Raw genomic sequence first — 25,257 nt, forward strand, 5'->3', positions numbered from 1 at the left:
AGGGGGGGAGTATCCGGCTCGGCGGTAGCAGACGTCCACGAGAGGGGTCTCGCCGGGCCGCGGGCCTGGCCGTCGGCTCACGTGGCGCCCTCGGCCGTCGACCTCCTGGCTGGCCTCGCGCCCACACCGAAGCAGGCCACGCAGACCGTGCGAAGAAGGCGTACGTGATCCTCGACGGCACCGTGCTGCCGATCGACCGCCCCGCCGCCGAGCAGCCGTACTACTCGGGAAAGAAGAAGCACCATGGGATGAACGTGCAGGTCCTCGCGGATCCAGTCGGCCGTCTGATCTGGGCCTTGGACGCATTACCCGGAGCCGTACACGACCCGACCGCGGCCCGGACCCACGGCCTTCCCGCCGCCCTGACCGCCGAGGACATCAAGTGCTGGGCATATCAGGGAGCGGTCCCTGCTGTCCGCGTCCCGTTCCTGGGCCAGAACCTGCACGGCTGGCGTCGGCATCACAACCGCGATCCCGCCAGGATCCGCAGCCTCGGCGAACGCGCCATAGCCACCCTCAAATGCTGGCGCCTCCTGCGAAAGCTCCGCTGTAGCACCACCCGGAGCACTGCCGTCGTCCGTGCCGCCGTCGCACTCGAACTCGCCACCTGATCAGCATGGAAACGGCTCACCGGCCCACACGGCAAGGTCAAAGCTCACAGCCGAATGGTCGCAGATGACGTTCGATCGCAACCAGCAGGCCCTATGACCCAGTGAAGGGGGACCGACGAAATGCGGCTCGTGGGGTGACGGAATGCACGGGGCAGGTCAGTCAGCCGGACGGTCGCCGCGTGTTCGACGGCGCTTGCGCGGGCAGCCGTCTGGATCTCGCCCCGCCTGGACGACGATGGCGACTCAAGAGGAACAAGCAGGCTCACGTGAGCTGTTGCTGCTGCATTGCACGATGAGTACTGCCGCCATGCCGGGTCTACAGCACAGTTGAACCAGTCTGGATCGAAACCACGGAGGTCGAAGTGTCCGCATCAGTGCTCGACATGTCTATGTCACTCGACGGATATATCGCCGATCCCAACGATTTCCTAGGCGGCGACGATGGCGAACGACTGCACAAGTGGGCCGGCCCGGAGGACGAGTCTGGCCCGTCGTCCGGGCCGGCCGCGCAATTCCAGGACGAATGGAACAGAGCCGGTGCGGTGCTCGCGGGACGACGCACTGCCGAGCTCATGGATCACTGGGGCGGTGATCACGGTGGTCTCCCGATCTTCGTGCCCAGTCACCGCCCGCCCGGCCCCGCCGCCCGTTGGGGCTATCCGTTGGTGACCTACGTGACCGACGGGATCGAAAGCGCGATGGCACAGGCCAAGGCCGCCGCCGGGGACAAGGACGTGCAGGTGCGTGGTGCGTACACGGCTCAACGGGCTCTTGAGGCCGGGGTGCTGGATGAGGTGCAGATCCATCAGATCCCGGTGCTGCTCGGTGATGGCCGTCGCCTGTTCGACGTCTTGCCGTCGCAGATCGAATTGGAGATCATCCGGGTGATCGACACGCCGGAGGCTACTCACATCCGCTACCGCGTCCGTCGCTGAGCCGGTCGGCCAGCACCTTCTTGGTTGTGGCGGGTCGAGGCGCGTTGTCGCATCGGGCCACGGGCAAGTCCTGATGCCCGAGCAATGCACCCTCATGCCGTTATCCAGCTCCTACGCGTCCAACTGTGATTCTCAGTGTGGCCAACTGGCGTGCGACCACTCGTCGACGTACGGCGGTTCGCCGGGAATCTCCACACCTCTACGCGGGATCACCAACCGGTGACGGTCGCGTGTCAGCCCATTCCGTCGGTTGGCCTGAGGCGGACTACAACCGGCGTGCTACGGCCTGCCGTCGGTCAGCTGGCGGGCAGAGTTCTCGATCCAGAGCAGCGTCCACTCGACTCCGGCCTGTCGGCCGGGCTCCGCGTCGGCGTACCGGCCTTCGGCGTCAGGCGCGGATGCTGGCCGCAAGCGTGCGCAGGTCCTTCTGCCCCCGACCATGGCTCCGACCACGGCTGGTCAGCGGTTCGTGACCAGGGCCTCCAGCGCTACGAGCCGGGCTCCTGGCGAAGGTCGAGGAAGCAGCGCAGCCGTACGCCGGGCTCGCCGGGCTCCCGTGTCGCACGGTCCGCCGGCGCGATCGCGCACCGCGCGGCGAGCAGTTCCTGGACGGCGAAGGCGGTCTCGTCATCGGCGGCCGCGACCTCCACCACGGCCAGGCCCGGTTCTGCCACGTGCGCTTCGTTGATCGGCTTCATACCCGGCACGACGTGTGAGCGTCCGCCGAGGTTTCCCGATCCTGCGCTCTTCACTCGACCGAGTAGAGGCCCGGCATGACGCCCGCACACTGCCTCCGCGTGGAGCCGGGCCGTGTCCGCGCCGGCAGCACCTTACGATCTCTGCACGTGGCACATACCTTCGAAGAACTCGTGCAGATGCAGCGCGCCGCCGATGAGGCACACACCGCCGTCGAACAGCTCCAGGACCAGTACGGTTCACCGACCCGGACCGCCTGGACCGACGATCAGCAGGCATCGTGGTCGACCGCTTGGCGGTCCTGGCGCGACCTCGCCGCCGACGTCCAGGCTGCGGTCACGGGACATGCCAAGGAGCAGGGCGCACCACGCCACCAGGTCGAGGCGGACGTGAAGAAGGCCGCACGCCACCCGGAGCTCGTGGCCGGCGGCTGACCTATGAGTCCTCAGACCAGCTCGCGAACACCCGCTCGTCATCGTCGGCGCGCTCGGCCAAAACGATCCGGGCGCCCTCGATGCTGCCCCACGAGCCGATCCACCACAGGTGCTGGTGCTCGGCCGTGGGCTTCTTGCCCCACCAGCCGTGCATCACCGGCTTCCCGCCCGCGGTCAGGGGGAGGTGGAACCGCTCGGCATCCACGTCACTCGCCCTCCCACCCGCTCTTGTCGGTGTAGGTGCGCAGCTGTAGCTGCGCGTCGGCCGCTACATCGCGCAGCTCCTCGAGGAACCGCCCCGGCGGCACCCGCAGCGTCAGCGGTGTCGCGAGGAAGCACTCCCGGTACCGGTCCAGCCATCGGTTCCCGTGGTCCGGGTCATGGATCACGCCGCTCGTGCGGGACGGCCGGCGGCAGGCGGAGCAGGGCGGCTCCTGCTGCATCCGCGCCCAGGTCTGGGCGAAGCGGGGCGCGGCTGGGGCGGGGGAGAGGGAGGCCGGTTCAACGCCCAGCTTGCGGGTGGCCTCCTCGCTGTTCATGCGTGCTCCTGGGGGTGGGGTGGGCTGTGGGACGCCACGATCATAGAATCGAACGCGTGAACGATACAAAGTTGTCGCGACTCGCGCTGCTCCGCTTCCTGGAGCGTGTACAGGAGCGCGACCTGGCCCGCACCCGCAGGTGGATCGCCGACGAGGAACGCCGAGAGGCGGAGCGGCGCGTCGTCGAAGATCGGCGCCCACCGGCACCCGAGTGGCTGATCGAGCGCGGCCTGGACCGCAACAACACCGTCGCCCTGCACACGGGCAAATGCTGGGACCCGGGCAAGCGGGCGAAGCCTGCGACCCGAGCGCAGGCGCTCGAGGCACTCCGCCATCAGGTACCAGCGTGCTCGAAGTGCCGGCCTGACACCGCGCTCGAGATCGAGGTCTAGGCGCTGCGCGGCCGGCGCCCGGCCGTCTTCTTGGCCGCGACCTTCTTCGTGGTCTTCTTCGCGGTGGTCTTCTTGGCCGGCTGCTTCTTCGCCGCCTTCTTCGGCAGCTCGTGCACCTCGGCGTCCTCGCCCCGCGACGCCCGGGCCTGCTGCACAGACTTGTTCAAGGCGGCCATCAGGTCCACGATCTGCCCCGGCTTCGACTCCGGCTCCTCAAGCTTCGGAGGCTCGCGATCCTCCCGCTTGGCCTCGATGATCTGCGAGAGGGCCTCCGTGTAGGAGTCCTGGAACTCCTTACCCTCAAGATCCTCGCGGGTCATGCTGTCCATCAGCGCGAGCGCGCCGTCGATCTCCTCGTCGCTCACTTCGACCGGCGGCGGCAGCAGCTCCTCCGGCGACCTGACCTCGTCAGGCCACCGCATCGCATGCAGAACAATGACGTCCTCGCGGACCCGGAGCAGGCCCAATCTCTCCCTGCCGCTCCAGGCGTACTTCGCGACGGCCACCTTGCTGCTCCGGGCCAGGGCCATGCGCAGCAGCTTGTACGGCTTCACGGCCACCTGCCCGCTCGGCGCCAGGTAGTAGCCCTCGCCGATCTTCAAAGGGTCGACCGAGTCCAGCGGCACGAACGCGACGATCTCGATCGCCTTCGCTGTCGGCAGCGGCAGGTCCCGCAGCTCCTCGTCGCTGATCGGGATGACCTGCTCCTTGGTCAGCTGGTAGCCCTTGCCGATCTCACCCTGGTCGACCTCACGGTCCTCGATCTCGCAGTACTTGCGCACCCGCACCCGGCCCATGTCCTCCAGGTGGTACTGATGAAACCGGATCGAGTGGTCCTCGGTTGCGCTGGCCACGGAAATCGGCACGGTGACCAAACCGAAACTGATCGCGCCGCTCCAGATGTTTCGGGGCATGACAGACCTCCGTGGCTACCCCGAGCAACACCAGGCTATGAGCGCAACTGCGCCCGCGCACGTGCACGGGCGCGCAGCCCGCAGCTCTTCCGTCCTGTCGGGCGCCTGACTCGCCTCCGACGTGGCGCTTGCGCACTTGGCCCGGTATGACCATTGCACCCACACGGGCGGCGCACTGAACAAACCGGTGATAGCGCCCCGTCACGGGCCGCTATCAACAGCTCATGCTCAAAGCCGTGCTGCGCGGCCTGGCCGCCGCCTCCCTCACTGTCCTGCCCCTCACCGTCTCAGCGCCCGCCCACGCGGCAGAGACGCTTCCCCTGACCGAAGCAGTCGCCGCCCTCCCGGTGGGGACGGAGTCCCGCGACGGTTACGACCGGGACGCCTTCCGCCACTGGAACGCCGGTGCCAACCCCACCGACGGCTGCAACACGCGCGCCGAGGTCCTGATCTCCGAGGCCGTCGAAGCCCCTGCGGTCGGAGCCAACTGCCGACTTACGGGCGGGAGCTGGTGGTCCTACTACGACCAGGTGCGGGTGACGTCAGCCTCCGGCCTGGACATCGACCACATGGTGCCCCTCGCGGAAAGCTGGGACAGCGGCGCGTCGGCCTGGACGGCGCAGCGCCGCGAGGCGTACGCCAACGACCAGGGCGCGGCCACCAGCCTGGTGGCGGTCACCGCCCGCTCGAACCGGTCCAAGGCAGACCAGGACCCCGCCCAGTGGCTGCCGCCTGCCGCCGAGGCGCACTGCCGGTACGCCGCCGAGTGGGTCGCAACCAAGCTCCGCTGGAGCCTCACAGCGGATGAGGCCGAGGTGACGGCTCTGCACGAGGTGGTGGCCGGCTGCCCAGAGCAGACCGTGACATACGAGCCGGCCGTATAGGAGCCCGGCGCGCCGCGCGGTTCACCTCGCCAGCGCCAGGGCGGTCCGCGTAGACGAGACGCGCCCGGCCGGGAAGGCCGGGCGCGTCAACGTTCTATCGCGGCGTGGGTGAGGTGTTCAGTTCACGCACGCGGTGTCGGGTCAGCGGTGGTGACGGGCCTGCTCGTCGAGTACTTCACCCGACGACGCGCAAGCGGTGACCTGTTCTATTCCGGCGCGCACTTCGAGCGCCTGGGCGGGGGCGGGGACGCCGAGCACGTCGCGGACCGCTTCGACAGCAACGACCTGGTGGCCATCACCACGCTCAGTGTCTCCCTCGCGCCTCACGGGGCAATGAATTTGCTGACCGACCCCGACGGGCACTGGATGCGCCTGCTGTCGCTCATCCCTCGTGACGCAAGTTAGGAGAATCCTGGAAGCGATGCCTTCATGGAGGAGGGCGGACCCGCGTGGGAGTTGTGGGAACGCCTGGCTGGCAGCAAGCAGTACCTCAGCAAGCCCTACGGCAGCGGCCCGGCTGTCGCAGGCAAGTTACTGGCCGTAAGCGTCCTCACCTCATTCCCATCTACGACATCCGCATTAAGCAGCTGTTCGAGCGACCGAAGGCAGACCACTCCTTCTGGGCCGCGCTGGCTGCGGCCCTGCGGGCGGTCAACGGAGCCTTTCGCGATCAGTTGGTCTGTCTCCGCGGCAAGGCGAGTATCGGTGAGGACCTCGGTGTCGTGCGTGTGTTCGACGTCATCGCCTGGATGCATCAAGGCCCGCAGCATCAGGTCGCGACGAGCTGAGCTGTGAGGTGGAGCGTGGAGGGGAGCGCATGCGAGGCCGCCGAGGGCGACTATCCGAACCGCTGTCCTCGAGTTTGATGTGCTTCCGATGACGCATCACGTGGAGTGTGTCGCCATCCTCGAACCGGCCGCGAAGGGCTCCTGACCTGCGGTTTTGTGTGTGCGCATTATGTGCGGTGTGGGCGTTACGGGCGATATCTTGACGCTGAAATGACGCTCGTGACGCTCATTCTGATGGGGTGTCAGGCCGGTTGTGTCGCTGCTCAGGCGCTCTGATGGTCACTCTGTGGGGCAGGTTGGCCGCATGGGTCTGACTGACAGTGCGCTGCTACGGGCGGTGACCGGGAACGCCCAGGCAACACTCTGCCGCCTCGAGTCGTACGATGCAGGCGGCGCAGGTGCCCATCGGCTCCTGGGTAGACCTCTCTCACAGGTAGCTGGCATCGGAAGGGTGACAGGCGTATGGCGGCAAACGCCGAGCACCTGAAAGCTCTCGTGCGAGCCCACGCCGAAGCCAACGACGACCTCTTCTATAGCGTCGCCCTGCAGGTGGCGGCAAAGTCCGCTCGCCAGGGGCAGGGGAAGTTCGCTGTAGAACTGCGTGAGCTGGTTGAGACCGCGCAGCAGAAGCAGAGCAGAGCCGGCAGCCGGAATGCCGCAACCCCGGTCGTGCAGCCCCGCGGCGAGCTCACCAGCCTTCTGACAGCGGGCTACCCAGACACCCAACTTGACGACATGACCCTGGACGCGGGGCTACGAGCGTCTCTGGACCGCGTGCTGCACGAGCAGCGTCAGCGCGCCCGGCTGGAGCGTTTCGGCTTCACTCCAGTGCACCGCATCCTGCTGTCCGGCCCTCCAGGAACCGGAAAGAGCATGACCGCCGCAGCATTGGCCGGCGAGCTGAAGCTGCCGTTGTTCACCATCCGTCTGGACGGACTGATCAGCCGGTTTATGGGCGAGACCGCAGCAAAACTGCGCCTGGTTTTCGACGCGGTCGCCCAGACCCGCGCTGTCTACTTGTTCGACGAATTCGATGCCCTCGGCGCCGAGCGAGCGGCAGGCAACGACGTCGGCGAGGCCCGCAGGATTTTGAACTCGTTCCTACTGTTCCTGGACGAGGCTCCCTCTGAGAGCCTGGTCGTCGCCGGCACCAACCACCACCAGCTTCTGGACCGGGCGCTCTTCCGCCGCTTCGACATGATCGCCACGTACGGCCCCCCCACGCCCGAGCAAGCCGTGGAGGTCATGCGCCGACGGCTAGCCGGAATGGATACAGGCACAGTACGGTGGGACGCCGTGACAGACAGTGCATCCGGTCTGAGCCATGCCGAGCTGGTCAAAGCGGCGGAAGCGGCAGCCAAGCGGGCCATCCTGGCCGGCCGAGACGTGGTGGACGAGCAGCTGCTGCTGGAAGCGCTGAGCGAGCGGCACGCCTCCCACCATGCCTGAGCCCGCAAGAGCGACCCCGCACTTGGTGGTGCCTTGGCGGGCCGCCACCCTGACCCCGCGCCCGGAGCCCTCTGGCGGAGGCGGACCTGACCTGGCCCAACGCGAGGACCGTCACGGGCACGCTGCTGCACTGGTGGACGGCCTCGAGAAAGCCGAACGCGAGTCGGCCCAGCTCATCCACGAGACCCCCGACGCGTTCCAACCTGACGGTTTCGCCGTGCGGATCGAAGCAGCGCGTGACCACCCGCTGTCCCTGGAGCGTCTCGACGGCTCGGGCCTGACCCTCATGAGCAGCCATCCGCAGACCGACGACAGTCCGCAGGATGCGCTGCTCTGGGTCCCATTCGACAAGGTCACCTCGTTCACGCAGCGAATCCACGCCTTCACCGAGGACACCGACGGGGGCAACCCCAAGCAAGCCCCCTTGGTGGCCAACATGGAGCAGATCCACCGAGCGCTTCTGGAGCACCTGTGGCAGGAGCGGCAGGACCTGCCGCCCATGGACGAGGAGCGGTGGTGGGAGCTGTGGTTTGATCCGCGGATCTCGCCGACGGATCCGGTTGTCACCCTGCGTGACCTTGCTGGCGAGCGGCAGTGGCGCATGAGCGACCGGGCGATTCATGTGGGTGAGCGCCTTGTCGCGCATGTTGCGACGACCGGCGAGGAGCTCACGGTCCTGCTGGCCACGAACGCCTGCCCTGCCGAGATCCGCAGGCCGACCTTCGCTGAGGGGCTCTACGCCGTCGACCGCGCTTTCCGCGTGGACCTCGTCGAAGATCTCGCCGAGCGCATTGAGCCCGCCGACCCGCAGGCCCCCGCGGTGTGCATCCTGGACACGGGTATAGCCCAGGAACATCTGCTACTCAAGCCGGCACTGCACGAGCGGGCCTACAGCGTGCTGCCAGGCAGTACACCAGCGGACCGCAGCGGACACGGCACGCAGATGGCCGGGCTCGCCCTGTTCGGGGACTTCGCTGCCGCCCTTGAGTCGAAAGGCCCAGTGGTTCTCAGCCACGGTCTGGAGTCCGTGAAGATCCTCGACGACAGCTACGTGCCGGCAAAGTCACCGCGGACCTGCGCCGAGACGACCGCTAACGCTGTAGCGACCGCCGAAATCGGCAATGGTGGGCCCATGCCGTCCGCCCGGGTCTTCTCGATGGCCGTCACCCGACAGTCCGGGGAAGGTGAGAACGGTGTCGACGGCACAGCAACCCTCTGGTCGGCCACCCTGGATGCTCTGGCGGCGGGCACGGACGTGACCGTGCGAGACGACCGCATCGATTTGATTGGAGCACCGGATCCGGAGGCGTCGCGGCTGATCATCGTCAGCGCAGGCAACGTCCGTGGTGCCGTTCCCCATCAGATGCTCACCGATGAAGGCACGCTGGATCCCCTGCTGCTCTCCGACCTATCGCGTATCGAGGAACCTGCCCAGGCGCACAACGTGCTTACCGTCGGGGCCTGCACGCACCTGGATACCGTCCCGGATACTCCCGTGTTCCGTGGGTATCGGCCGCTCGTCGTCCAAGGCGGCCTGTCGCCATTCAGCCGAACCTCCGTGGCGCTCACAAACGCGGCCATCACCAAGCCCGACATCGTCCTGGAAGGCGGCAATATGCTCGTCGCGCCGGACGATAGTTTCCTGGACCAGCACGAACTGGTGAGCGTGGCAACCACCCACCACGACCCCGCGCGTCAGTTGACCTGGACGAACGCCACCAGTGCTGCCACCGCACAGGCGGCAGCACTGGCCGCCACGGCGATGAGTACCTATCCCGGCCTACGGCCGGAGGCGGTCCGCGCCCTGCTCGTCCATGAAGCCCAATGGACGCCGGCCATGGTCGACCAGGGCCTTTTCAAGAGGACCGGAACTCCCAGACTGGCGAAGGGTGAGGTCATGCGGCAGGTGATCCGCCGCTACGGCTGGGGCGTACCCACCGCCGAACGCATACGCAGCAGCGCCTCCAACGCCGTCACGATGATCATTCAAAACACCCTGGTGCCGTTCAAGAGGGTCAAGGGCGGGCAGGTCCGGCTGGCCGAACTCAAGCTGCACGAGCTGCCATGGCCGCTGGAGCAGCTGCGCGAGCTGGCCGAGACCACCGTGGACCTGCGAGTGACGCTCGCCTACATGATCGAACCCAACCCCGGCCGGCGTGGCATGCTCGGCCGTTACAGCTACGCCTCGCACGGCTTGCGCTTCGCCATCAAGGGCCCCACCGAATCAGGCGACGCCTTCCAGAGGCGGTTGGCTGAACAGGCAGAACACGAAAGTGACGGGATCGGCAACCCGAAAGCGTTCGAGTCCCACAGCCACTGGCTGGTCGGCCCCCGATTCCGCAATCTCGGCTCCCTGCACGCAGACATCTGGCGCGGATCAGCGGCCGAACTCGCCGACTGCGGCACGCTCGCGGTCTACCCGGTGGGCGGCTGGTGGAAGGCGAACAAGCGCAATGACCGAATCGGTCTTCCCGTCAGTTACGCCCTCCTGATCTCCCTGCGCACCCCAGAGGTCTCCACCGACCTGTACACCCCTATCGCAACCCAGCTTGGCGTGCCGGTCGAGGTCACTCCACAAGCACAGACCGAGATTGTGGACGGCATCCCCATCCAGATGGAATTCGGCTGGTAGGTGACCAGGCGGGCCCAGCCCAGCGTCGGCGGCCCTGATGGTAACGGGCGCATGCTTCCGGCCATCTTGAGATCATCGGCCGCAGCCCTGCGGCCCGTCCGGTTTCCGTACGCTAGCCCTGTCAGACCTCTCCAGTACGGTGCGAGCAGCCGGGCCCTCGCAGCGGAACAACACAAGAAGGTGGCGTGTGAGCGACAAGAATCAGGAGCTGGCCGACTTCATTTGGTCGGTCGCCGACCTGCTACGGGGCGACTACAAGCGCTCCGAGTACGGCAAGGTCATCCTGCCGATGACGCTTCTACGGCGCATGGACTGCGTGATGAAGGACACCCGCGAGGCCGTATGGGCACGGGCTGAGTCCTTCGCGGGTCAGAACAAGGATGCGGTCCTGCGTGCCACAGCCGGCCGCGACTTCTACAACCTCTCCCGCCAGACCTTCGCCACCATCGGTGCGGACCCGGACACGCAGAAGGTCGAGAAGAACCTCAAGGACTTCATCGGCGGCTTCTCCTCGGAGGCCACTGAGATCCTCGACCACTATGCCTTCCATCTGCAGATTGACCGCTTGGCCAAGGCTGGACTGCTCTACCTCGTGGTCCAGAAGTTCGCTGGCATCGACCTGAGCCTTGAGGCCGTGGACAACCACAACATGGGTTACGTCTTCGAAGAGTTGATCCGCAAGTTCGCGGACGCCTCGAACGAGACCGCCGGTGAGCACTTCACCCCGCGCGAGGTCATCGAGCTGATGGTCGAGCTGCTGCTGGCCCCGGACGGCGAGCGCCTCACTGGAGCCGCCCCGGTGGTCGACATCCTGGACCCGGCCTGCGGCACCGGCGGCATGCTCTCCGCGGCCCAGGACCACATCAAGACGCTCAACCCCAACGCGCGCGTCAACGTCTTCGGACAAGAGCTGAATGCCGAGTCGTACGCGATCTGCCGATCTGACATGCTGCTGAAGGGTCAGACCGCCTCCAATATTCACTTCGGCAATTCCTTCACCCAGGACGGCCATGAGGACGAGCAATTCGAGTACATGCTCGCCAACCCGCCTTTCGGGGTGGAGTGGAAGAAGGTCGAGAAGCAGGTGAAGCAGGAGTACGAGGATCGCGGCTACGACGGCCGCTTCGGCGCCGGGCTGCCCCGGATCAATGATGGCTCGTTCCTCTTCCTGCAGCACATGATCCACAAGATGCGGCCGCTGAAGAAGGACTCCGAGGGGAAGGAGATTGGCGGAAGCCGTATCGCGGTCGTCTTCAACGGCTCTCCGCTCTTCACCGGCGGCCCTGGCTCCGGCGAGTCTGAGATCCGCCGCTGGATCATCGAAAACGATTACCTCGAGGCGATTGTCGGCCTCCCCGATCAACTCTTCTACAACACCGGTATCTCCACTTACTTCTGGATCGTCACCAACCGCAAGCCGAAGAACCTCAAGAACCGGATCATCCTCATCGACGCGCGCGACCAGTGGTCCAAGATGCGCAAGTCACTGAACAACAAGCGTAAGGAGATCACCGAGGAACGGCGCAACCAGATCTGCGCCTGGTACAGAGAGGCGTACCACCTCACGCGCTCCGGTGATGGGTCAGAGCACTCCGTACCGGACAAGGTCAAAATTTTCGACGCGGACGACTTCGGTTACCAGCGCATCACGGTGGACCGCCCGCTCAGGCTCCGCTTCGAGGTCACCGAGGACGCCCTGGACGCGCTGCGGGTAGCCAAGGCGGTGGAGAAGGAACTCGGCGAGGACGGACCGGACAAGCTGGCGGAGGCACTCAAGTCGCTGCTGGGCAGCTCGTGGAAGACCAAGGCGGAAGCGTGGATCGCCTTGGGCGAGGCACTGGACCAGGCCGGCATCACCTGGCCGAAGAGCAAGCCCTTCGACAAGGCGATGCGTGACGCAGTCGGCGTCCCAGCCTCCGAGGGCGAGGTCCAGTACGTCAAGAAAGGACAGGTCGAACACGACCCGGACCTGCGAGATGCGGAGAATGTGCCCCTACGCGAGGCTATCGACGCGTACTTCGAACGCGAGGTAAAGCCTCATGTCGCAGACGCATGGGTCGCCGAGTTCAAGGACCCGAAGACCAAGGAGACAGTGCGCTCCCGGGTAGGGTACGAGATTCCGTTCACGCGACATTTCTACGTGTACAAGCCGCCGAGGCCGCTCGCGGAGATCGACGCGGAGCTGACGGCTCTGGAAGCAGAGATTCAGGCGCTGCTGGGCGAGGTGGTCCGGTGAACGCCTCGGTCTTCGACCCACGTTCACTCAGGCTTCCCGGGGATTACGTGTTGGTGCGGCTTGGGTACGTCGCTCGCTTGCAGAACGGACTGACAGTCGATGCCAAACGCGACATCACAGGCGACGTCGTCACACGGCCCTACCTGCGTGTAGCCAACGTCCAAGCAGGAAGTCTCGACCTCGACTCGGTCGCAGAAATCACCGTGCCGCGAAGCGTGGCCCGCCGCAGCACACTTCGCCCAGGCGACGTCCTGATGACTGAAGGCGGAGACCTAGACAAGTTGGGCCGCGGGACCGTCTGGCAGGGCGAAATGGAAGAGTGCCTGCACCAGAACCACATTTTCGCCATTCGCCCGGACCCACAGCGCCTCAGTGGAAAGTATCTTGCCTATTTGACCCAGTCGCTATACGGGCGCTGTTACTTTGAGAGCACAGGAACGAAGACCACGAACCTGGCTTCCACCAACAGCAGCAAGATCCAGAGCTTCCCCTTGCCGCTGCCGCCACCAGAGAAGCAGCAGCGTATCGTGAATTATCTCGACAACGAGACGTCACGCATCGACAACCTGGTGCGTGCGCAGAGAGAGTTGCTTGACAAGCTCCAAGAGCGCCGTACTGCTGGAGTCGTAGCTGCGGTCTCGGGTGCCATAGGGCCAGATCGTGACCGACGAGAATCGACCCTCGCTTGGCTTGAGACGGTACCCGCGCATTGGCCCGAGGTGGGGATTGGCCTCGTGGCCAGGATGGGAAGTGGGCACACCCCAAGTCGGTCTCACCCCGAGTGGTGGGTGGACTGCACCATCCCGTGGATCACGACTGGCGAAGTCAAGCAGGTTCGTGACGATCGGCAGGAGGTGATCTCCGAAACCCGAGAAAAGATCAGCCAGCTGGGATTGGAGAACTCGGCGGCAGAGCTACATCCTGCCGGCACCGTCGTTCTTTGCCGCACTGCCTCTGCCGGCTATTCGGGAGTCATGGGTAGCGCAATGACCACAAGCCAGGATTTCGCCACCTGGACGTGTGGGCCCAAGCTCGACCCTTACTACCTTCTGTGGTGTCTGCGGGCAATGCGCGACGACCTCCTAGGTCGCCTCGCCATGGGGTCGACGCACAAGACGATCTATGTACCTGACTTGCAAATGCTCCGCATTCCTCTGCCGCCCGTCGAAGAGCAGCGGGAGATTGTCAGCCGCATTCGTCGTCAGAACACGAAGATCGACAACTTGGTGGATGCCGCGAACCATCAGCTTGCCCTCCTCGCCGAGCGTCGCCAGGCCCTCATCACAGCCGCGGTAACCGGTCAGCTCGACGTGACAACTGTTCGCCGGGACGCCCCCGCGTAGCGACCAGTCGCCCGCCGACCAAGAACGGAGCTTCCCGATGTCCACCATCCCGCCCCGCCCGCACCAGGCCCACACCGAGGGCGCTTTCGAGGACGCCGTCGAAGCGGCCCTGCTCCGCAGTAAATGGGAGCGGGGGTCGGCCACGGCCTACAGCCATGAACTCGGCATTGACACCTCGGACTTGTCAGCTTTCCTGCGTGACTCTCAGCTGGATGCTTGGGAGCGACTGATGGACACGTACGGGGAGACGGAGGAACACGCGATAAAGCGGTTCGCCGCGCACGTGGCCAAGCAGATAGACGAGCGCGGACTGCTGGACGTGCTGCGTCACGGGGTGGTCCAGCGCAACATCAAGCTGCGGCTGGCGTACTTCCGGCCCGCCCACACACTGGCCGCGGGAGCGCTGGACGAGTACAACGCGAACCGACTCACCGTGGTGCGACAGTTCCGCTACTCCGCTGCGGAGCCGACCAAGTCCCTGGACCTCGCTTTTTTCGTGAACGGACTGCCCATCGCGTCGGCCGAGCTGAAGAATCCCCTCACCGGCCAGTCGGTCGAGGACGCCAAGCGGCAGTACCGCACCGACCGTGACCCGAACGAGCTGTTCTTCGCCCGTCGCAGTTTGGTGCACTTCGCGGTTGATCCAGCCCTGGTGTTCCTGACCACGCGCCTGGCCGGGGCGAGGACGCGGTTCCTTCCGTTCAACATGGGCACCGGCGGTCCGGGCAGCATCGGAGGCGCAGGAAACCCGCCGGCTGCTCCCGGGACGGAGTACGCGGTCTCCTACCTGTTCGAGCAGGTGATGCAGCGCGACAACTGGCTCGATCTGCTGCATCGGTATCTGCATGTGGAGGACGAGGCGGCCAAGGCCGGCAAAGCCCCCCGCTACCGTCCCGGCTCCGCACACAAGCAGCCGTTGATCTTCCCGCGGTTCCACCAATGGCACGCAGTGCGGAAGCTGACGAACCACGCGGCCACTCACGGTGCGGGCGAAAACTATTTGATCCAGCACTCAGCAGGATCGGGCAAGTCGAACACGATCGCTTGGCTCGCCCATCGTCTGGCCTCCCTGCACACTCCTGAAGACCCCGCGTTCCTGGACCCGGCCGCCGCCCAGGCAAAGGGTCTCGGGCCCAATCAGCCGGTCTTCGACAAGGTCATCGTTATCACCGACCGGCGGGTGCTGGATAAGCAACTTCAGGACACGATCTACCAGTTCGACCACACTCCGGGCGTAGTGCTGCGCGTCGACGATGATTCCCAGCAGCTTGCAGACGCCCTGACTGGGGCGACTGCCCGCATCGTCATCACGACACTCCAAAAGTTCCCGTTCATCCTGGACAAAGCCTCCGGGCTTGGCAGCGAGCGCCGCTACGCGGTCGTCATCGACGAGGCGCACTCATCTCAGGGAGGCAAGGGCACTGACGCGCTGAAGCGGATGCTGGGCAAGCTGGGCGATGGCTCGGTCGATGAGGACGGGGATCCGCTGACTGCGGCCGCGCTGGCCCGCGGAAAGCAGCCCAACCTGTCCTTCTTCGCGTTCACCGCAACCCCGAAGGACAAGACCCTCAAGCTGTTCGGGACCGAGGCAGCCCTCACGGGCCAGATGGAGCCGTTCCACATTTACTCGATGCGGCAGGCCATCGAGGAGGGCTTCATCCTCGACGTGCTCGGTACCTACGTCACTTATGGCACGTACTTCAAGCTGCAGCAGGCCGCCGCGGACGAGGCTGAGCGGCAGGTTGACCCGCGCAAGGCGAAGGCCAAGCTGGTGCGGGCTGCGCTGATGTCCGCGGCATCCCTGGAGTCCAGGGCGAAGATCATTGTGGATCACTTCCGCGCCCACACCGCGAATCGGCTCGGCGGCCGGGCCCGCGCCATGGTCGTCACTCCCAGCCGCGAGCACGCCGTGCGCCTCTACCAGGCGATCCGCGGCTACGTGGAGCGCTGCGGCTACACCGACTGCGGCACTCTGGTGGCGTTCTCCGGGACCCTCACTCTGGACGAGATCGAGTACACCGAGGCGAAGTTGAACGGCTTCCCAGAAGGCAAGCTGCCCGAAGCCTTCGCCTACAGTCGCCTGGACGACCCCAAGCCGCCGTCCGTGCCCCGGCCCGAGTACCGCATCCTGGTCGTCGCCGACAAGTACCAGACCGGCTTCGATCAGCCCCTGCTGACGACGATGTACGTGGACAAGCTACTCGCCGGCCTCGCCGCCGTGCAGACGCTGTCTCGGCTGAATCGCACGCACCCCTTGAAGTCGGCCGAGGACTTGTTCGTGATGGACTTCGCGAACAAACCCGAGGTGATCGAAGAGGCGTTTCAGCAGTACTACGAGGCGTCGATCTCCGAGCCGACTGACCCGGACTTTCTGTTCACCCGGCACGACGAGGTGATGGCCTATCGGCTGTTGATCGAGGCGGAGATGGACGCCTTCGTCACCGCTTACTTCGCCGCCTTCAAGAACGGCACGGCCACCGACGCTGCGGTCTCCAAGGCACACTCGAAGCTTTACGCCTATACCCAGCCCGCCGTGGACCGGTTCAACGCCCTGGCCGAGGACGAGCCGGACGCAGCACAGGAGTTCCGACGCGCCCTGGACTCCTACGTCAAAGCGTACGGCTGGCTCTCCCACGTCATCGGCTTCGAGAACGAGGACCTGGAGCGTCTCTACCAATACGGGAGGTTCCTGGTACGCCGCCTCCGGCTCCCGGTCGGCTCAGCAAGCGCGGACATTGGCGAGGTCACTCCTAGCCACATGAATGTCCGCAAGACCGGAACGGCCGAGCTCAACCTGAAGGCGGAGGGTCTCCAACTGTTGCCCGGTCTTGTCCCACAGCCCGCTGGCGCAGGCCCGGAGGTCGAGGAGAAGTCCCTCGCCCAGGTCATCGAGTCGGTCAACGACGAGTACGGAATCGGTCTGTCCACCACCGACCAGATTCTTCTCGGCCAGCTTGTCGTCGCCGTCTCGGAGGATCCGGACCTGAAGCGGATCGGCCTGCACAACGACGAGGAGACCTTCCGGCGCGAGGTCGACAAGGACATGGACCGCATCGTGATTGACCAGGCGAAGTCCAACGACGCCCTGCTCGTGCGGTACTACGACGACCCTCTCATCAATAAGATCTTCAAGCAGGTCGCTACCCAGCAGGCGTACGGGCTCATTCGCCGGCCCGCCCGCCGGGAAGCGGAGCGACGAGCCACCGCCGAGCGGGCCGCAGCGATCAAATCTGGCGAAGCGGGAACCACCCTGCCGGCCGATGCGTAACCTGCAACGAAAGTCCCGCCTCATGTCGAACTCCGGTGCTGGGCAGGCACCGTGGCCGAAGGGATCGCTGCAGTGCCGCACGATGGGCTCCATGATGCGCTGACCGAGGGCGCCGGAGGGCCGCCGTCCCGCGTGATCGCGGGACGCTACCGGCTCGACCGACCTATCGGCGCCGGCGGCATGGGCGAGGTCTGGCATGCCTACGACGAGCGCCTCGACCGCCGTGTCGCGGTCAAGATGATGCTCACTGACACCCGCGGTCTGCCCGGCATCCCCGGCCTCGGTGCCGCCGAGATGCTGACCAAGCGCCGCGAACGCTTCCTGCGTGAAGTCCGCACCACTGCCGCCCTGGAACACCTCGGCATCCCGGCCATCTACGACACTGGCATCGACGAGACCACACATCAGCTGTACGTGGTCATGCAGCTACTGCGTGGACGCGAAGTGCAGGCCCTCATAGACGACACGGATTACGACGTCTCACCGCTGGCCATCTCCTGGGCCGCAGCAGCAGGCGTGCAGATCGCCTCCGTACTGGACGAGGTGCACCGCAACGACGTCGTGCACCGCGACATCAAACCCGCCAACCTCATGATCACCCCCGACGGCATCGTCAAGGTTCTCGACTTTGGCGTTGCCGCCCTGCGCGGCTCCGGCAACCACCCCCGCCTGACCCAGGAGGGCATGACGGTAGGCACCCCGCCCTACATGTCCCCAGAGCAGAGCCTTGCCAACGAAGTCGGCCCGGCCTCCGACATCTACGCCTTGGCCTGCGTGCTGTACGAACTTCTCACCGGCCGCCCGCCATTCATTGCGGATGCCAACGGTTCCCACGCCTGGCACCACGTGCGTAGCGCTCCACCGCCGATCCGCACGCGGCGCCGCGATCTCCCCCAGGAACTGGAGGATCTCCTCCTGGGCATGCTGAATAAGGAACCCGAACGTCGCCTGGCCGCTTCCCAGGTTTACGACGCGCTGCTGCCCTGGGTCTACATGCACAACGGCTCCGGCACCATGCGGGCCGAGTACGACCCCCGCCAGCCCTTCCACCGCCCCTTCAGCGGGCCGTCCAAGCGCCCAGCCCCGACGGGCTGCTCACCGATGCAGATCGTGAAGGCCGAACCGAATGCTGTCGCTGAGGCCGTCCCCGCCCTCCTCACCGACGCAGAGGCCAACGAAGCTGCAGATCTCGCCGCACAGCTGGCCCAGGACGGCAAGTTCGTCCAAGCAGCAGACCTCCTAGCCGGTGCCATCCGCCGTGCCCAGGACGGCGTCCTGCACGACGACCTCATGTTCTCGCTGGCCCAGGTCCGATTCCTGGCCGGCGCCCACCGGGAAGCCGCCGCGCTCTTTGACGAGGTTGGCGCTGCCTGGTGTGCCCGCTACGGTGCCAACGACGAACAAGCTCTTCTCTGCCTCTACTACGCCGCCCAGTGCCGCATGGTCCTTGGTGAGGCGACAGCCTCGATCGAAGCGTTCCGCACCTACACCGCCCATGCCCCCGAGCCCGACGACACAGAAGCCGTCGACCGCCACTTGGACGCCCTCGCCAACCTCGCCCGCCTCCATGCCGCCCGCGAACGCTTCCCCGAAGCCCGCCGCGCCGTCGCGGAACTGCGTGAAGCAACCGAACGCCTGCGCGGCCCCAACGCCCCGGACCTCGCCGACATCGACGCATTCGAAAAGCGCCTTAACCGCTTCGCAGCTTGAGGTCTCCCTGGGGCCGCCCACAAAAACACAGCGGTGCTGTCCGTTCGGGCAACAATAATGCGCGGATGGATTGGCAGGACTGTGCAATTGCCTCTGACCAGCGAGAATGAGGGTTATCTAGGTTCTTGTTCCCGCACGCTCCCGAGGTGCATCCATGCGAAGAAGGCTATAGGCCGAGGTTAGCGCGCTCTGCGCCCCGTACCGTTCGCGCTTGCATCTGCCCGCTCATCCTTACGGCTGACTGGCACCTGAAGTCCTCGGTCTTTCGCCGGGGACTTTTTTGTCGTGGTCATCTGCTCCACCGGCTCGTCGCCCACCGGGATGCTCAGCTTGACGTCACGCAGGCCCGCAACGCGCGCACGCGTTGCCTGGCCGGTGTCGTAGGTGAGTACGGTCACCTCGCGACCAGACAGCGGTTCTAGCGCAAGCGCCCTGTCGATGATCTCGTCATCGTTGATCGGCAGCCGCGTGTGCCTGGGTGGGTCGAACATGAGCTGAGCGGTTACTTCGCCGCGTCGTAGGCCGGTATGTCGCTGTACCAGGGCGTTCGCCTCGCGCAGTACTGCGTGCTCGGTGTCCTGCTGGAACAACCGGTCGAATACGGCCAGTGTGTACCCCGCCCGCCAGCGTACGTGCCTGTCCTTGCTCTCCTTGAGCTGGTCGAGCTCGTCCACCACGACCATCGGCACCACGAGGTGAACGGGGTGCTGTGTCACATCCAGCAGCATGCCGAAGTCGACCTGCTCCAACTTGTCGGGGTGCTTGATGTAGAAACTGCTGTCGGCCACCACCGGAACCCCGCGCAGTTGCCAGCGCTGCAATTCCTGCGCGAGCGTTTCGACGGCGGCCCCGAACACTTCCATCCGCTGCCGCAGTTCGGTGTACACCAATTGGTTGACGAGCCGCTGGGTCGTCCCGATGGTGAAGTTGTCCAACCCGGCAAGCAACTGGTCGTGCCGTCTCGTGAGGACGAGCCGGTCCAGGTCGGCGCTGCTGATGAGCGTGTCCAGCCGACCAACGGCGTCGGCCGCCCAGTCGAGGTATGCCAAGAGCCGCTCGTAATACTCACGAGGGCCGCTGGTGAAGAGGTTCGAGACGCTTTCCCGCACAGCGTCGAGCGTCTGGTGCAGGTGCTTCCGGTCGACGCCGGGCAGGGGGCTTACGAGCATAGCCATACTGTGGCACTTCGATGACGGCCGTCGCATGTGGATTTGGCCGGCAACTAGCCCGATCTTGCGTAAGCGCCCAATGAGTGACCAGAAACGCGTAGAGCGCGCCTGACCTGCAGCGATGGGACTCGTCCAGGGCAGATGTGGCGCTCGTGGACCCGCTGGGAGGCTACTGCCTGAAGGAGGCCGACGCGTTGAAGGCGCAGTAGGCGCTTAGAAGGCGCCAGCTGTATCCCACGTTGATCCACTCTGACCTGCGCGTTCCCGGCATCGTGACGGGTAGTCAGGCGTTTTGTGGGACGTATGTGGGATCTGGCCGTTCGAGTGACCCGTGGGACGCTGGAACCTTCCCGTGGTCTCGATAGTGCTTCTCACTCCATCTTCACACCCTCGAAGCCTCCTGCGGAAACAATCCCGCACCTCGCCGGCGTTAGTGATCTCCGAGCCGAGGAGGGGAAGGTGTCGGGCCTGAAACTGTTCCGCGCGGACACGAACAATAGCGGCATGACCGAGGTCATACCGCGTCTTGCTGAGATCGAGGCAGATGTGCAGAGCCTGGTCGAGGCGCATATGGAGACGCTGCTGGGCGTCCGGTTCCTGGCGAGCGAGTACAGCACCGGGCCCGTCCACGGGGGCCGGATCGACTCGGTCGGGCTGGACGAGAACGGCTCTCCGGTCATCGTCGAGTTTACCGACCGCCCGTAGTCCTGCCCGTGATGTCCGTCTGGGACTGTGACCAGCACGTCCTGGGCTTGTTTACCGACCGTGTCCGGGACGTCTGTCAGGTTCTGGAGTCGGTACGGAGGACGAGTGGCACGGCATGTGGTGGTCGGGGACTTGCGGGTCCAGCAGATCGAGCGGAAGGGCGGACGGCGGTCGTGGACGATCCTGTGGCCCGAGGGGACGGTCCATGCGGAGGCGGACCGGTTCCTGCGTCTGCATGATGGTTCGGGAACGCAGAGGACGTACGCGTATCTGCTGGTGGACCATCTGCGGTGGCTGGAGCGGGAGTGCCTGGCCTTCGCTGCGGTCCAACTGCAGGACCTGGAACGGTACATGGGCATGGTCGGTGCCGAGGTCCGCATGCCGCTCGGTGAGCCGTGGCGGGTCGGCAAGCGCCCCTACGGCCGCTCCGCGTTGTCGATCGCGGCGGCTTGTCTGAAGGGCTTCTACCTGCATCAGTCCTCCCTCGGTATCAACGGCGAGCTCGGCAGGAAGCTCGATAAGTCGCGGCTGCCGTCGCGGGTGGACCGGCGGCGTTCGTTCCTCGGGCATGTGAAGTCGTCTTTGCCGACCAACCCGCTGGCGCCGAAGGGGCCGCACCGCCGGCATCCAAAGATGCTTCCGGACGGCGCCCGGGAGAGGCTGCTGGAGACGGTGAACGCCGCCCGGGACCGGCTGGTGGTCACCTGGCTCGCCGACGGCGGGCTGCGCATCGGCGAGCTCTGCGGGCTGCACCTGGTCGACCTGCACCTGCGGGAGAACGCGGCCTGCGGCGAGTGCCGCACCCCTCACCTGCACGTCTGTCACCGGCCCGGCAATCCGAACCGGGCCGAGGCCAAGACCAAGCACCCCTGGCGGGTCGAGCACGGGATCGTGACCGGGGGGCTGATCAAAAGGGTCAGCCCGGCGATGGTGCACACCTACTTCGAGTACGTGACCACCGAGTACCCGCGCGGCGCCGGGCACGGCATGCTCCTTGTCCAGTTGCACGGCGCCGATACCGGACAGCCGTGGGCGCCGGTCGGGGCCCGGCGGATGCTCGGCCGGGCCGGGAAGCGCGCTGGACTGGGGGAGGTGAAACCCCATGCTTTCCGGCACTCGTTCACTTCCGCGGTTCTCGACGCCGCCGACGGCAACACGCTGATCGCCCGGGACGCCGGTGGCTGGGCCTCGGCCGCGATGGTGGATGAGGTCTACGGACACGTCGATGTCCACGACCCGGTCTTCGACGCCGCCCTGCGCACGGTCTGGGGTGAGACGAAGTGACGGCGCCATGGCTGCTGCCGCAGCAGGATGCCCGCACGCAGCGGGACCGGCTGGAGGTGCTCTCCGCGTTGATCAACGGGCCCGAGTTCGACCCGGCGCTGCGCGGCGGGGTGCTGAAGATCCCGCCGACGCACCCGGTCTATCCGTGGAGCTGCACGGTCGTCCACTGCGCACGGCCCCGCTGGCGGCGCTACGCGATGTGCTCGGTCCACGCCGAGCAGTGGCAGGAGGCAGAGGCGCGCGGCGCGAGCCGGGCTCAGTTCCTGCGGACCGCTCAGCCGCTGCTGGCTACGGAGATGCCGGAGGCGATGATGTGCCGGATCTGCCCGCAGCGGCCGGCGTTCAGCCTGCAGCTGGCGCTGTGCTTCCGGCACCGCAACCGGTGGCTGAGCCACCTGAAGCGGCACCCCGGCGGGGGTGAGTGGGAGTTCGAACGGTGGCTGGCCGACCAGCCGGCGCTGCCGGGCTACGGTGAGTGCCGCGCGGACGTGTGCGACGAACTGGCCGCCTCGCCGCTGGGGTTGTGCGGTACGCACGAGCGCGGCTACATCCGGGCCGGTCGGCCGGGCGGGGCGACGCTGCCGAAGAACTTCTTCGCCACCTACGAGCGACGCGATCGCCCCGTGCCCGTGACGTGCGAGGACGAGGTCGCCTTCCGCGCCTGGTGCCGCGCACAGCTGCCGGTGCACCGCACCGGAACGGTCAATCTGCGCGGGCTGCGGCCTTTGCTGCGGGCGGAGTTGCAGTGGGGCATGTATGTCCATGGCCTGCAGCCCGTCGCCGTGTGGCACCTGACGTGGGTGCAGTCACTCGCGGACGAGTGCCAGCGCCGCGACGTGGAATCCCTGGCCGGCCTGGATGCGTCCGTCTTCCACCGCGCCTACCACCAGCGCATGGTCCAGGAGATACAACAGGCCCTGAGGAAGATCTACTTCACCCCCTCCGACACCCGGGACACCGGCTACATCGAGACCGAGCACTTCGGAGTGCGCTTCCCCCACCGCTCCAGCTACATCGACCTGACCTGCATCACCCAGCGGTGGCTGCGCGACCTCTTGTGGGACCACATCGCCGACGTGCTGCGCTCGCCCACCTGCCCGCGCAGCGCCCAGCCGGTGGACTTCGTACGCCGTGCCGGCGCCGAACTGTCCGCATTCTTGGAGGCGGAGGCGCCGGGCGGCGGCCACGACCCGTCCGTGCTGCGCGGCGAGCACGTCCACCGCTTCGTCGCGGACCTGCGCAACCGCGAACGCCTCGGCCTTACCTTCCGTGGCCAGGCCCGCCTGGACGGCAAAAAGGCGAAGGTCACCGAGAACTCGCGCCGGATGGTGTTCAACTACGGCCGGGCCCTGCTACGCGGCGCGCTGGACCGCGACAGCGCCGAGAAGATCGGCCTGGACCGCACCTTCATCGCCGCCATGCCACCCGGCGGCCCCGGCACGCCCCGCAGCCGCAACCCCTTCCCCGACGAAGTCGCCCGGGCGCTTGCGGACGAGGCCAACCTGCAGCAGCTCGCAGACGGCTACGACCCGCACGACCGCGGCCTGAGGGACATGTGGGAGACCATCATCGTCACCGGCCGGCGCGCCAGCGAGGTCATCCAGTTGCGCCTGGACTGCGTCGGCCGCTACGGCGGGCTGCCCCTGCTCTGGCACGACCAGACCAAGGTCGGCAACCTGAACGCGGCCGTCCGCATCCCCGACCATCTCCTTCACCGGCTCGAAGAACGCCGCCAAAAGACCCTGACCCACTACGCCGACCGGCACGCCGGCCGCCCGCCCACTGCTGCCGAGCGCGCCCGCCTGGCTCTGTTCCCCACCGACATACTCAACCCCGACGGCCGCCGCCCTTTGTCCTACACCTGGTTCCACACCGGCTTCCGTGCCTGGCTCACCGAGCTTGACCTCGGCGGTCACTACGTCGCCCACCAGGCCCGGCACACGCTGGCCACCCGGCTGCTGCGGCACGGCGCGAGCCTGACGCACATCCGCCGCTACCTCGGCCAGGTTTCCGACCGCATGGCCGAGCACTACGTCCACCTGACCCAGTCGGACCTGGACAACGTCCTCCAGCACGTGTGGGTCGCCGGCCCCGGCACCGCCCACCCCGGCGAACTCCTCACCAGCGACACCACCCCGCTCACCCGAGAGCAGGCTCAGGTCCTGGCCATCGACCTCTCTCGCCGCAGCACTCCCGCCGAGGGCGGGTTCTGCACCTTCCAGCCCGTCGTGAACGGCGGCGCCTGCCCCTTCAACCTCGACTGCCACAACTGCGACAAGTTCGTCCTGTCCGGCGCCGACCTCCTCTACTGGCGCCGCAAGCGCGAGCAGTGGCGACTGCTGGCGGAAGGCGCCCCCGACGATGCCACCGCCGACTACCTCCACCGCTATTTCGAGCCCACCGCCCGCGCCATCGACGGCCTGGAGAGGGCGCTGGCCGGGCTCGGCCTCCTCGACGACGCCCTCGCCTTGGACCTGCGCAAACCTCAGGATTACTTCCATCGCGTGTGGTCCACCGCCTTCCGCGCCGCCGACCTCGCCGAGGCGGGCAGCGACGAGCCGGACGAGTGCAGCGATACGTGCACAGCCGACGGCGACGTCCCCGAACAGGAAGCCGCATGAACACCGTCACTGTTCCCGAACCTCGCACCGCGGCGGCCCTGGCCGCCCGCCGACGCAAGACCGACGCCGCCCTTGAGCGCGTCCACCAGGCCATCGCCCGGCTCCGACGCGAGAAAGCCCAGGCCAGCGTCGCCGCCGTCGCCCGCCAAGCGGACGTCTCGCGCACCTTCATCTACGACAACGCGCAGGCCAGAGCCGCAGTCGCCGCAGCAATGGACCAGGTCGGCGAACAGCGGTCCCGCATGCTCGCTGAACAGGACGACGAGCGAGAGGCGACCTGGCGCGAACGCGCCCTGAACGCGGAAGACGCCCTCAAGGCCGCCCACTCCGAGATCCTTGCCCAGCGCACCCGGATCAGCGAACTCCTCGGCCAGATAAGCGACTTGGAAGCCGAGTGGACCGAGGAGGCCTTCCAGCGGATCACTACCGAGAACACCACCCTCAAACAAAGAGTCCGCCAGCTCACCGCTGACAACCGCACCCTCGACGAGCGACTCAAGGCTGCCCGATCCAACCTCCGCTTCCAGGACCGACGCATCGCCGACCTCGAAGCCCAAATCACCGACCCGTTGCACAAGAGCTAACCGCCGCCGGCCCCGAACTGCCCTCGCACCCCTGCAGATGCCCTCTGCAGGGGTGCACCAAAA

General features: G+C 66.5%; 21 protein-coding genes and 2 pseudogenes. 17 read left to right on the forward strand and 6 right to left on the reverse strand.

The window, feature by feature from the left end:
* Positions 1–93: 93 nt before the first annotated feature.
* Both ACFZDE_RS25935 and ACFZDE_RS25940 read left to right on the forward strand, forming a co-directional pair.
* A pseudogene (locus tag ACFZDE_RS25935) lies at positions 94–611 on the forward strand (transposase family protein); the annotation flags it as partial.
* A 362-nt stretch (positions 612–973) separates the two neighbouring features.
* A complete protein-coding gene (locus tag ACFZDE_RS25940; protein WP_391203583.1) occupies positions 974–1,546 on the forward strand; it encodes a dihydrofolate reductase family protein in 573 nt (190 codons plus the stop codon).
* Between the two features lie 279 nt (positions 1,547–1,825).
* Here the strand turns inward: ACFZDE_RS25940 and ACFZDE_RS25945 are convergent, their stop codons facing one another.
* Together ACFZDE_RS25945 and ACFZDE_RS25950 are read right to left on the reverse strand one after the other, a co-directional pair.
* On the reverse strand, positions 1,826–1,957 hold the full coding sequence (locus ACFZDE_RS25945) for a hypothetical protein (RefSeq protein WP_391203586.1): 132 nt from the start codon (positions 1,955–1,957) through the stop codon (positions 1,826–1,828).
* A gap of 77 nt (positions 1,958–2,034) precedes the next feature.
* Positions 2,035–2,244, reverse strand: a complete 210-nt coding sequence (locus ACFZDE_RS25950; protein WP_391203710.1) for a DUF6207 family protein — start codon at positions 2,242–2,244, stop codon at positions 2,035–2,037.
* A gap of 147 nt (positions 2,245–2,391) precedes the next feature.
* Between ACFZDE_RS25950 and ACFZDE_RS25955 the strand changes: the two genes are divergently transcribed.
* Positions 2,392–2,676, forward strand: coding sequence for a hypothetical protein (locus ACFZDE_RS25955; protein WP_391203588.1), 285 nt, complete (start codon positions 2,392–2,394; stop codon positions 2,674–2,676).
* A 1-nt stretch (position 2,677) separates the two neighbouring features.
* Here the strand turns inward: ACFZDE_RS25955 and ACFZDE_RS25960 are convergent, their stop codons facing one another.
* Both ACFZDE_RS25960 and ACFZDE_RS25965 read right to left on the reverse strand, forming a co-directional pair.
* Complete coding sequence (locus ACFZDE_RS25960; protein ID WP_391203591.1) at positions 2,678–2,881, reverse strand: hypothetical protein; 204 nt, start codon at positions 2,879–2,881, stop codon at positions 2,678–2,680.
* Position 2,882: 1 nt separating this feature from the next.
* Positions 2,883–3,215, reverse strand: a complete 333-nt coding sequence (locus ACFZDE_RS25965; RefSeq protein WP_391203594.1) for a hypothetical protein — start codon at positions 3,213–3,215, stop codon at positions 2,883–2,885.
* A gap of 56 nt (positions 3,216–3,271) precedes the next feature.
* Here ACFZDE_RS25965 and ACFZDE_RS25970 point away from each other — a divergent pair, with 56 nt between their 5' ends.
* A complete protein-coding gene (locus ACFZDE_RS25970; protein WP_391203597.1) occupies positions 3,272–3,607 on the forward strand; it encodes a DUF6233 domain-containing protein in 336 nt (111 codons plus the stop codon).
* On the opposite strand, the gene ACFZDE_RS25975 is transcribed toward ACFZDE_RS25970, so the two are convergent.
* Entirely contained in the window at positions 3,604–4,521 is a 918-nt protein-coding gene (locus ACFZDE_RS25975; protein WP_391203600.1) for a Ku protein, read from the reverse strand. The genes ACFZDE_RS25970 and ACFZDE_RS25975 overlap by 4 nt on opposite strands.
* A 224-nt stretch (positions 4,522–4,745) precedes the next feature.
* Between ACFZDE_RS25975 and ACFZDE_RS25980 the strand changes: the two genes are divergently transcribed.
* The 9 genes from ACFZDE_RS25980 (at position 4,746) to ACFZDE_RS26020 (ending at position 18,831) form a co-directional block, all read left to right on the forward strand.
* Positions 4,746–5,405, forward strand: a complete 660-nt coding sequence (locus ACFZDE_RS25980) for a DUF1524 domain-containing protein (RefSeq protein ID WP_391203602.1) — start codon at positions 4,746–4,748, stop codon at positions 5,403–5,405.
* Positions 5,406–5,555: 150 nt separating this feature from the next.
* Positions 5,556–5,810: a DUF6308 family protein gene (locus ACFZDE_RS25985; RefSeq protein WP_391203605.1), complete on the forward strand. Its 255-nt coding sequence runs from the start codon at positions 5,556–5,558 to the stop codon at positions 5,808–5,810.
* Between the two features lie 53 nt (positions 5,811–5,863).
* Positions 5,864–6,193 (forward strand): DUF6308 family protein, encoded by a 330-nt coding sequence (locus ACFZDE_RS25990; protein WP_391203713.1) that lies wholly within the window; start codon positions 5,864–5,866, stop codon positions 6,191–6,193.
* A gap of 462 nt (positions 6,194–6,655) precedes the next feature.
* Positions 6,656–7,642: an AAA family ATPase gene (locus ACFZDE_RS25995; protein WP_391203608.1), complete on the forward strand. Its 987-nt coding sequence runs from the start codon at positions 6,656–6,658 to the stop codon at positions 7,640–7,642.
* A gap of 133 nt (positions 7,643–7,775) precedes the next feature.
* Positions 7,776–10,274, forward strand: coding sequence for a S8 family serine peptidase (locus tag ACFZDE_RS26000; RefSeq protein WP_391203611.1), 2,499 nt, complete (start codon positions 7,776–7,778; stop codon positions 10,272–10,274).
* 187 nt (positions 10,275–10,461) lie between these two features.
* The gene (locus ACFZDE_RS26005; RefSeq protein WP_391203614.1) at positions 10,462–12,510 is read left to right on the forward strand and encodes an N-6 DNA methylase; all 2,049 of its coding nucleotides are present in this window, start codon (positions 10,462–10,464) and stop codon (positions 12,508–12,510) included.
* On the forward strand, positions 12,507–13,853 hold the full coding sequence (locus tag ACFZDE_RS26010; protein ID WP_391203617.1) for a restriction endonuclease subunit S: 1,347 nt from the start codon (positions 12,507–12,509) through the stop codon (positions 13,851–13,853). The genes ACFZDE_RS26005 and ACFZDE_RS26010 overlap by 4 nt, the downstream gene beginning before the upstream one ends.
* Positions 13,854–13,890: 37 nt before the next feature.
* On the forward strand, positions 13,891–17,121 hold the full coding sequence (locus ACFZDE_RS26015) for a type I restriction endonuclease (RefSeq protein WP_391203620.1): 3,231 nt from the start codon (positions 13,891–13,893) through the stop codon (positions 17,119–17,121).
* Between the two features lie 51 nt (positions 17,122–17,172).
* Positions 17,173–18,831, forward strand: coding sequence for a protein kinase (locus tag ACFZDE_RS26020; RefSeq protein ID WP_391203623.1), 1,659 nt, complete (start codon positions 17,173–17,175; stop codon positions 18,829–18,831).
* A 179-nt stretch (positions 18,832–19,010) separates the two neighbouring features.
* On the opposite strand, the gene ACFZDE_RS26025 is transcribed toward ACFZDE_RS26020, so the two are convergent.
* Entirely contained in the window at positions 19,011–20,000 is a 990-nt protein-coding gene (locus tag ACFZDE_RS26025; protein ID WP_391203626.1) for a PIN domain-containing protein, read from the reverse strand.
* A gap of 303 nt (positions 20,001–20,303) precedes the next feature.
* On the opposite strand from ACFZDE_RS26025, the pseudogene ACFZDE_RS26030 reads away from it, so the two are divergent.
* From ACFZDE_RS26030 to ACFZDE_RS26045, 4 genes and pseudogenes are all read left to right on the forward strand, one after another.
* Positions 20,304–20,690: pseudogene (locus ACFZDE_RS26030) on the forward strand (transporter); the annotation flags it as partial.
* A gap of 120 nt (positions 20,691–20,810) precedes the next feature.
* Complete coding sequence (locus ACFZDE_RS26035) at positions 20,811–21,989, forward strand: tyrosine-type recombinase/integrase (protein ID WP_391203628.1); 1,179 nt, start codon at positions 20,811–20,813, stop codon at positions 21,987–21,989.
* The gene (locus ACFZDE_RS26040) at positions 21,986–24,610 is read left to right on the forward strand and encodes a tyrosine-type recombinase/integrase (RefSeq protein WP_391203630.1); all 2,625 of its coding nucleotides are present in this window, start codon (positions 21,986–21,988) and stop codon (positions 24,608–24,610) included. The genes ACFZDE_RS26035 and ACFZDE_RS26040 overlap by 4 nt, the downstream gene beginning before the upstream one ends.
* Entirely contained in the window at positions 24,607–25,194 is a 588-nt protein-coding gene (locus tag ACFZDE_RS26045) for a DUF6262 family protein (RefSeq protein ID WP_391203633.1), read from the forward strand. Before ACFZDE_RS26040 ends, ACFZDE_RS26045 begins: the two co-directional genes overlap by 4 nt.
* The last annotated feature ends 63 nt before the right edge of the window (positions 25,195–25,257 follow it).

It is taken from the genome of Streptomyces sp. NPDC007929, assembly GCF_042959065.1.
Lineage (GTDB): Bacteria > Actinomycetota > Actinomycetes > Streptomycetales > Streptomycetaceae > Streptomyces.

Bases quoted from the DNA above. Each gene is read 5' to 3' on its own strand.
- ACFZDE_RS25950 (WP_391203710.1), bottom strand. From the start codon at position 2,244: ATGAAGCCGATCAACGAAGCGCACGTGGCAGAACCGGGCCTGGCCGTG.
- ACFZDE_RS25965 (WP_391203594.1), bottom strand. From the start codon at position 3,215: ATGAACAGCGAGGAGGCCACCCGCAAGCTGGGCGTTGAACCGGCCTCC.
- ACFZDE_RS25975 (WP_391203600.1), bottom strand. From the start codon at position 4,521: ATGCCCCGAAACATCTGGAGCGGCGCGATCAGTTTCGGTTTGGTCACC.
- ACFZDE_RS25980 (WP_391203602.1), top strand. From the start codon at position 4,746: ATGCTCAAAGCCGTGCTGCGCGGCCTGGCCGCCGCCTCCCTCACTGTC.
- ACFZDE_RS25995 (WP_391203608.1), top strand. From the start codon at position 6,656: ATGGCGGCAAACGCCGAGCACCTGAAAGCTCTCGTGCGAGCCCACGCC.
- ACFZDE_RS26015 (WP_391203620.1), top strand. From the start codon at position 13,891: ATGTCCACCATCCCGCCCCGCCCGCACCAGGCCCACACCGAGGGCGCT.
- ACFZDE_RS26025 (WP_391203626.1), bottom strand. From the start codon at position 20,000: ATGCTCGTAAGCCCCCTGCCCGGCGTCGACCGGAAGCACCTGCACCAG.
- ACFZDE_RS26045 (WP_391203633.1), top strand. From the start codon at position 24,607: ATGAACACCGTCACTGTTCCCGAACCTCGCACCGCGGCGGCCCTGGCC.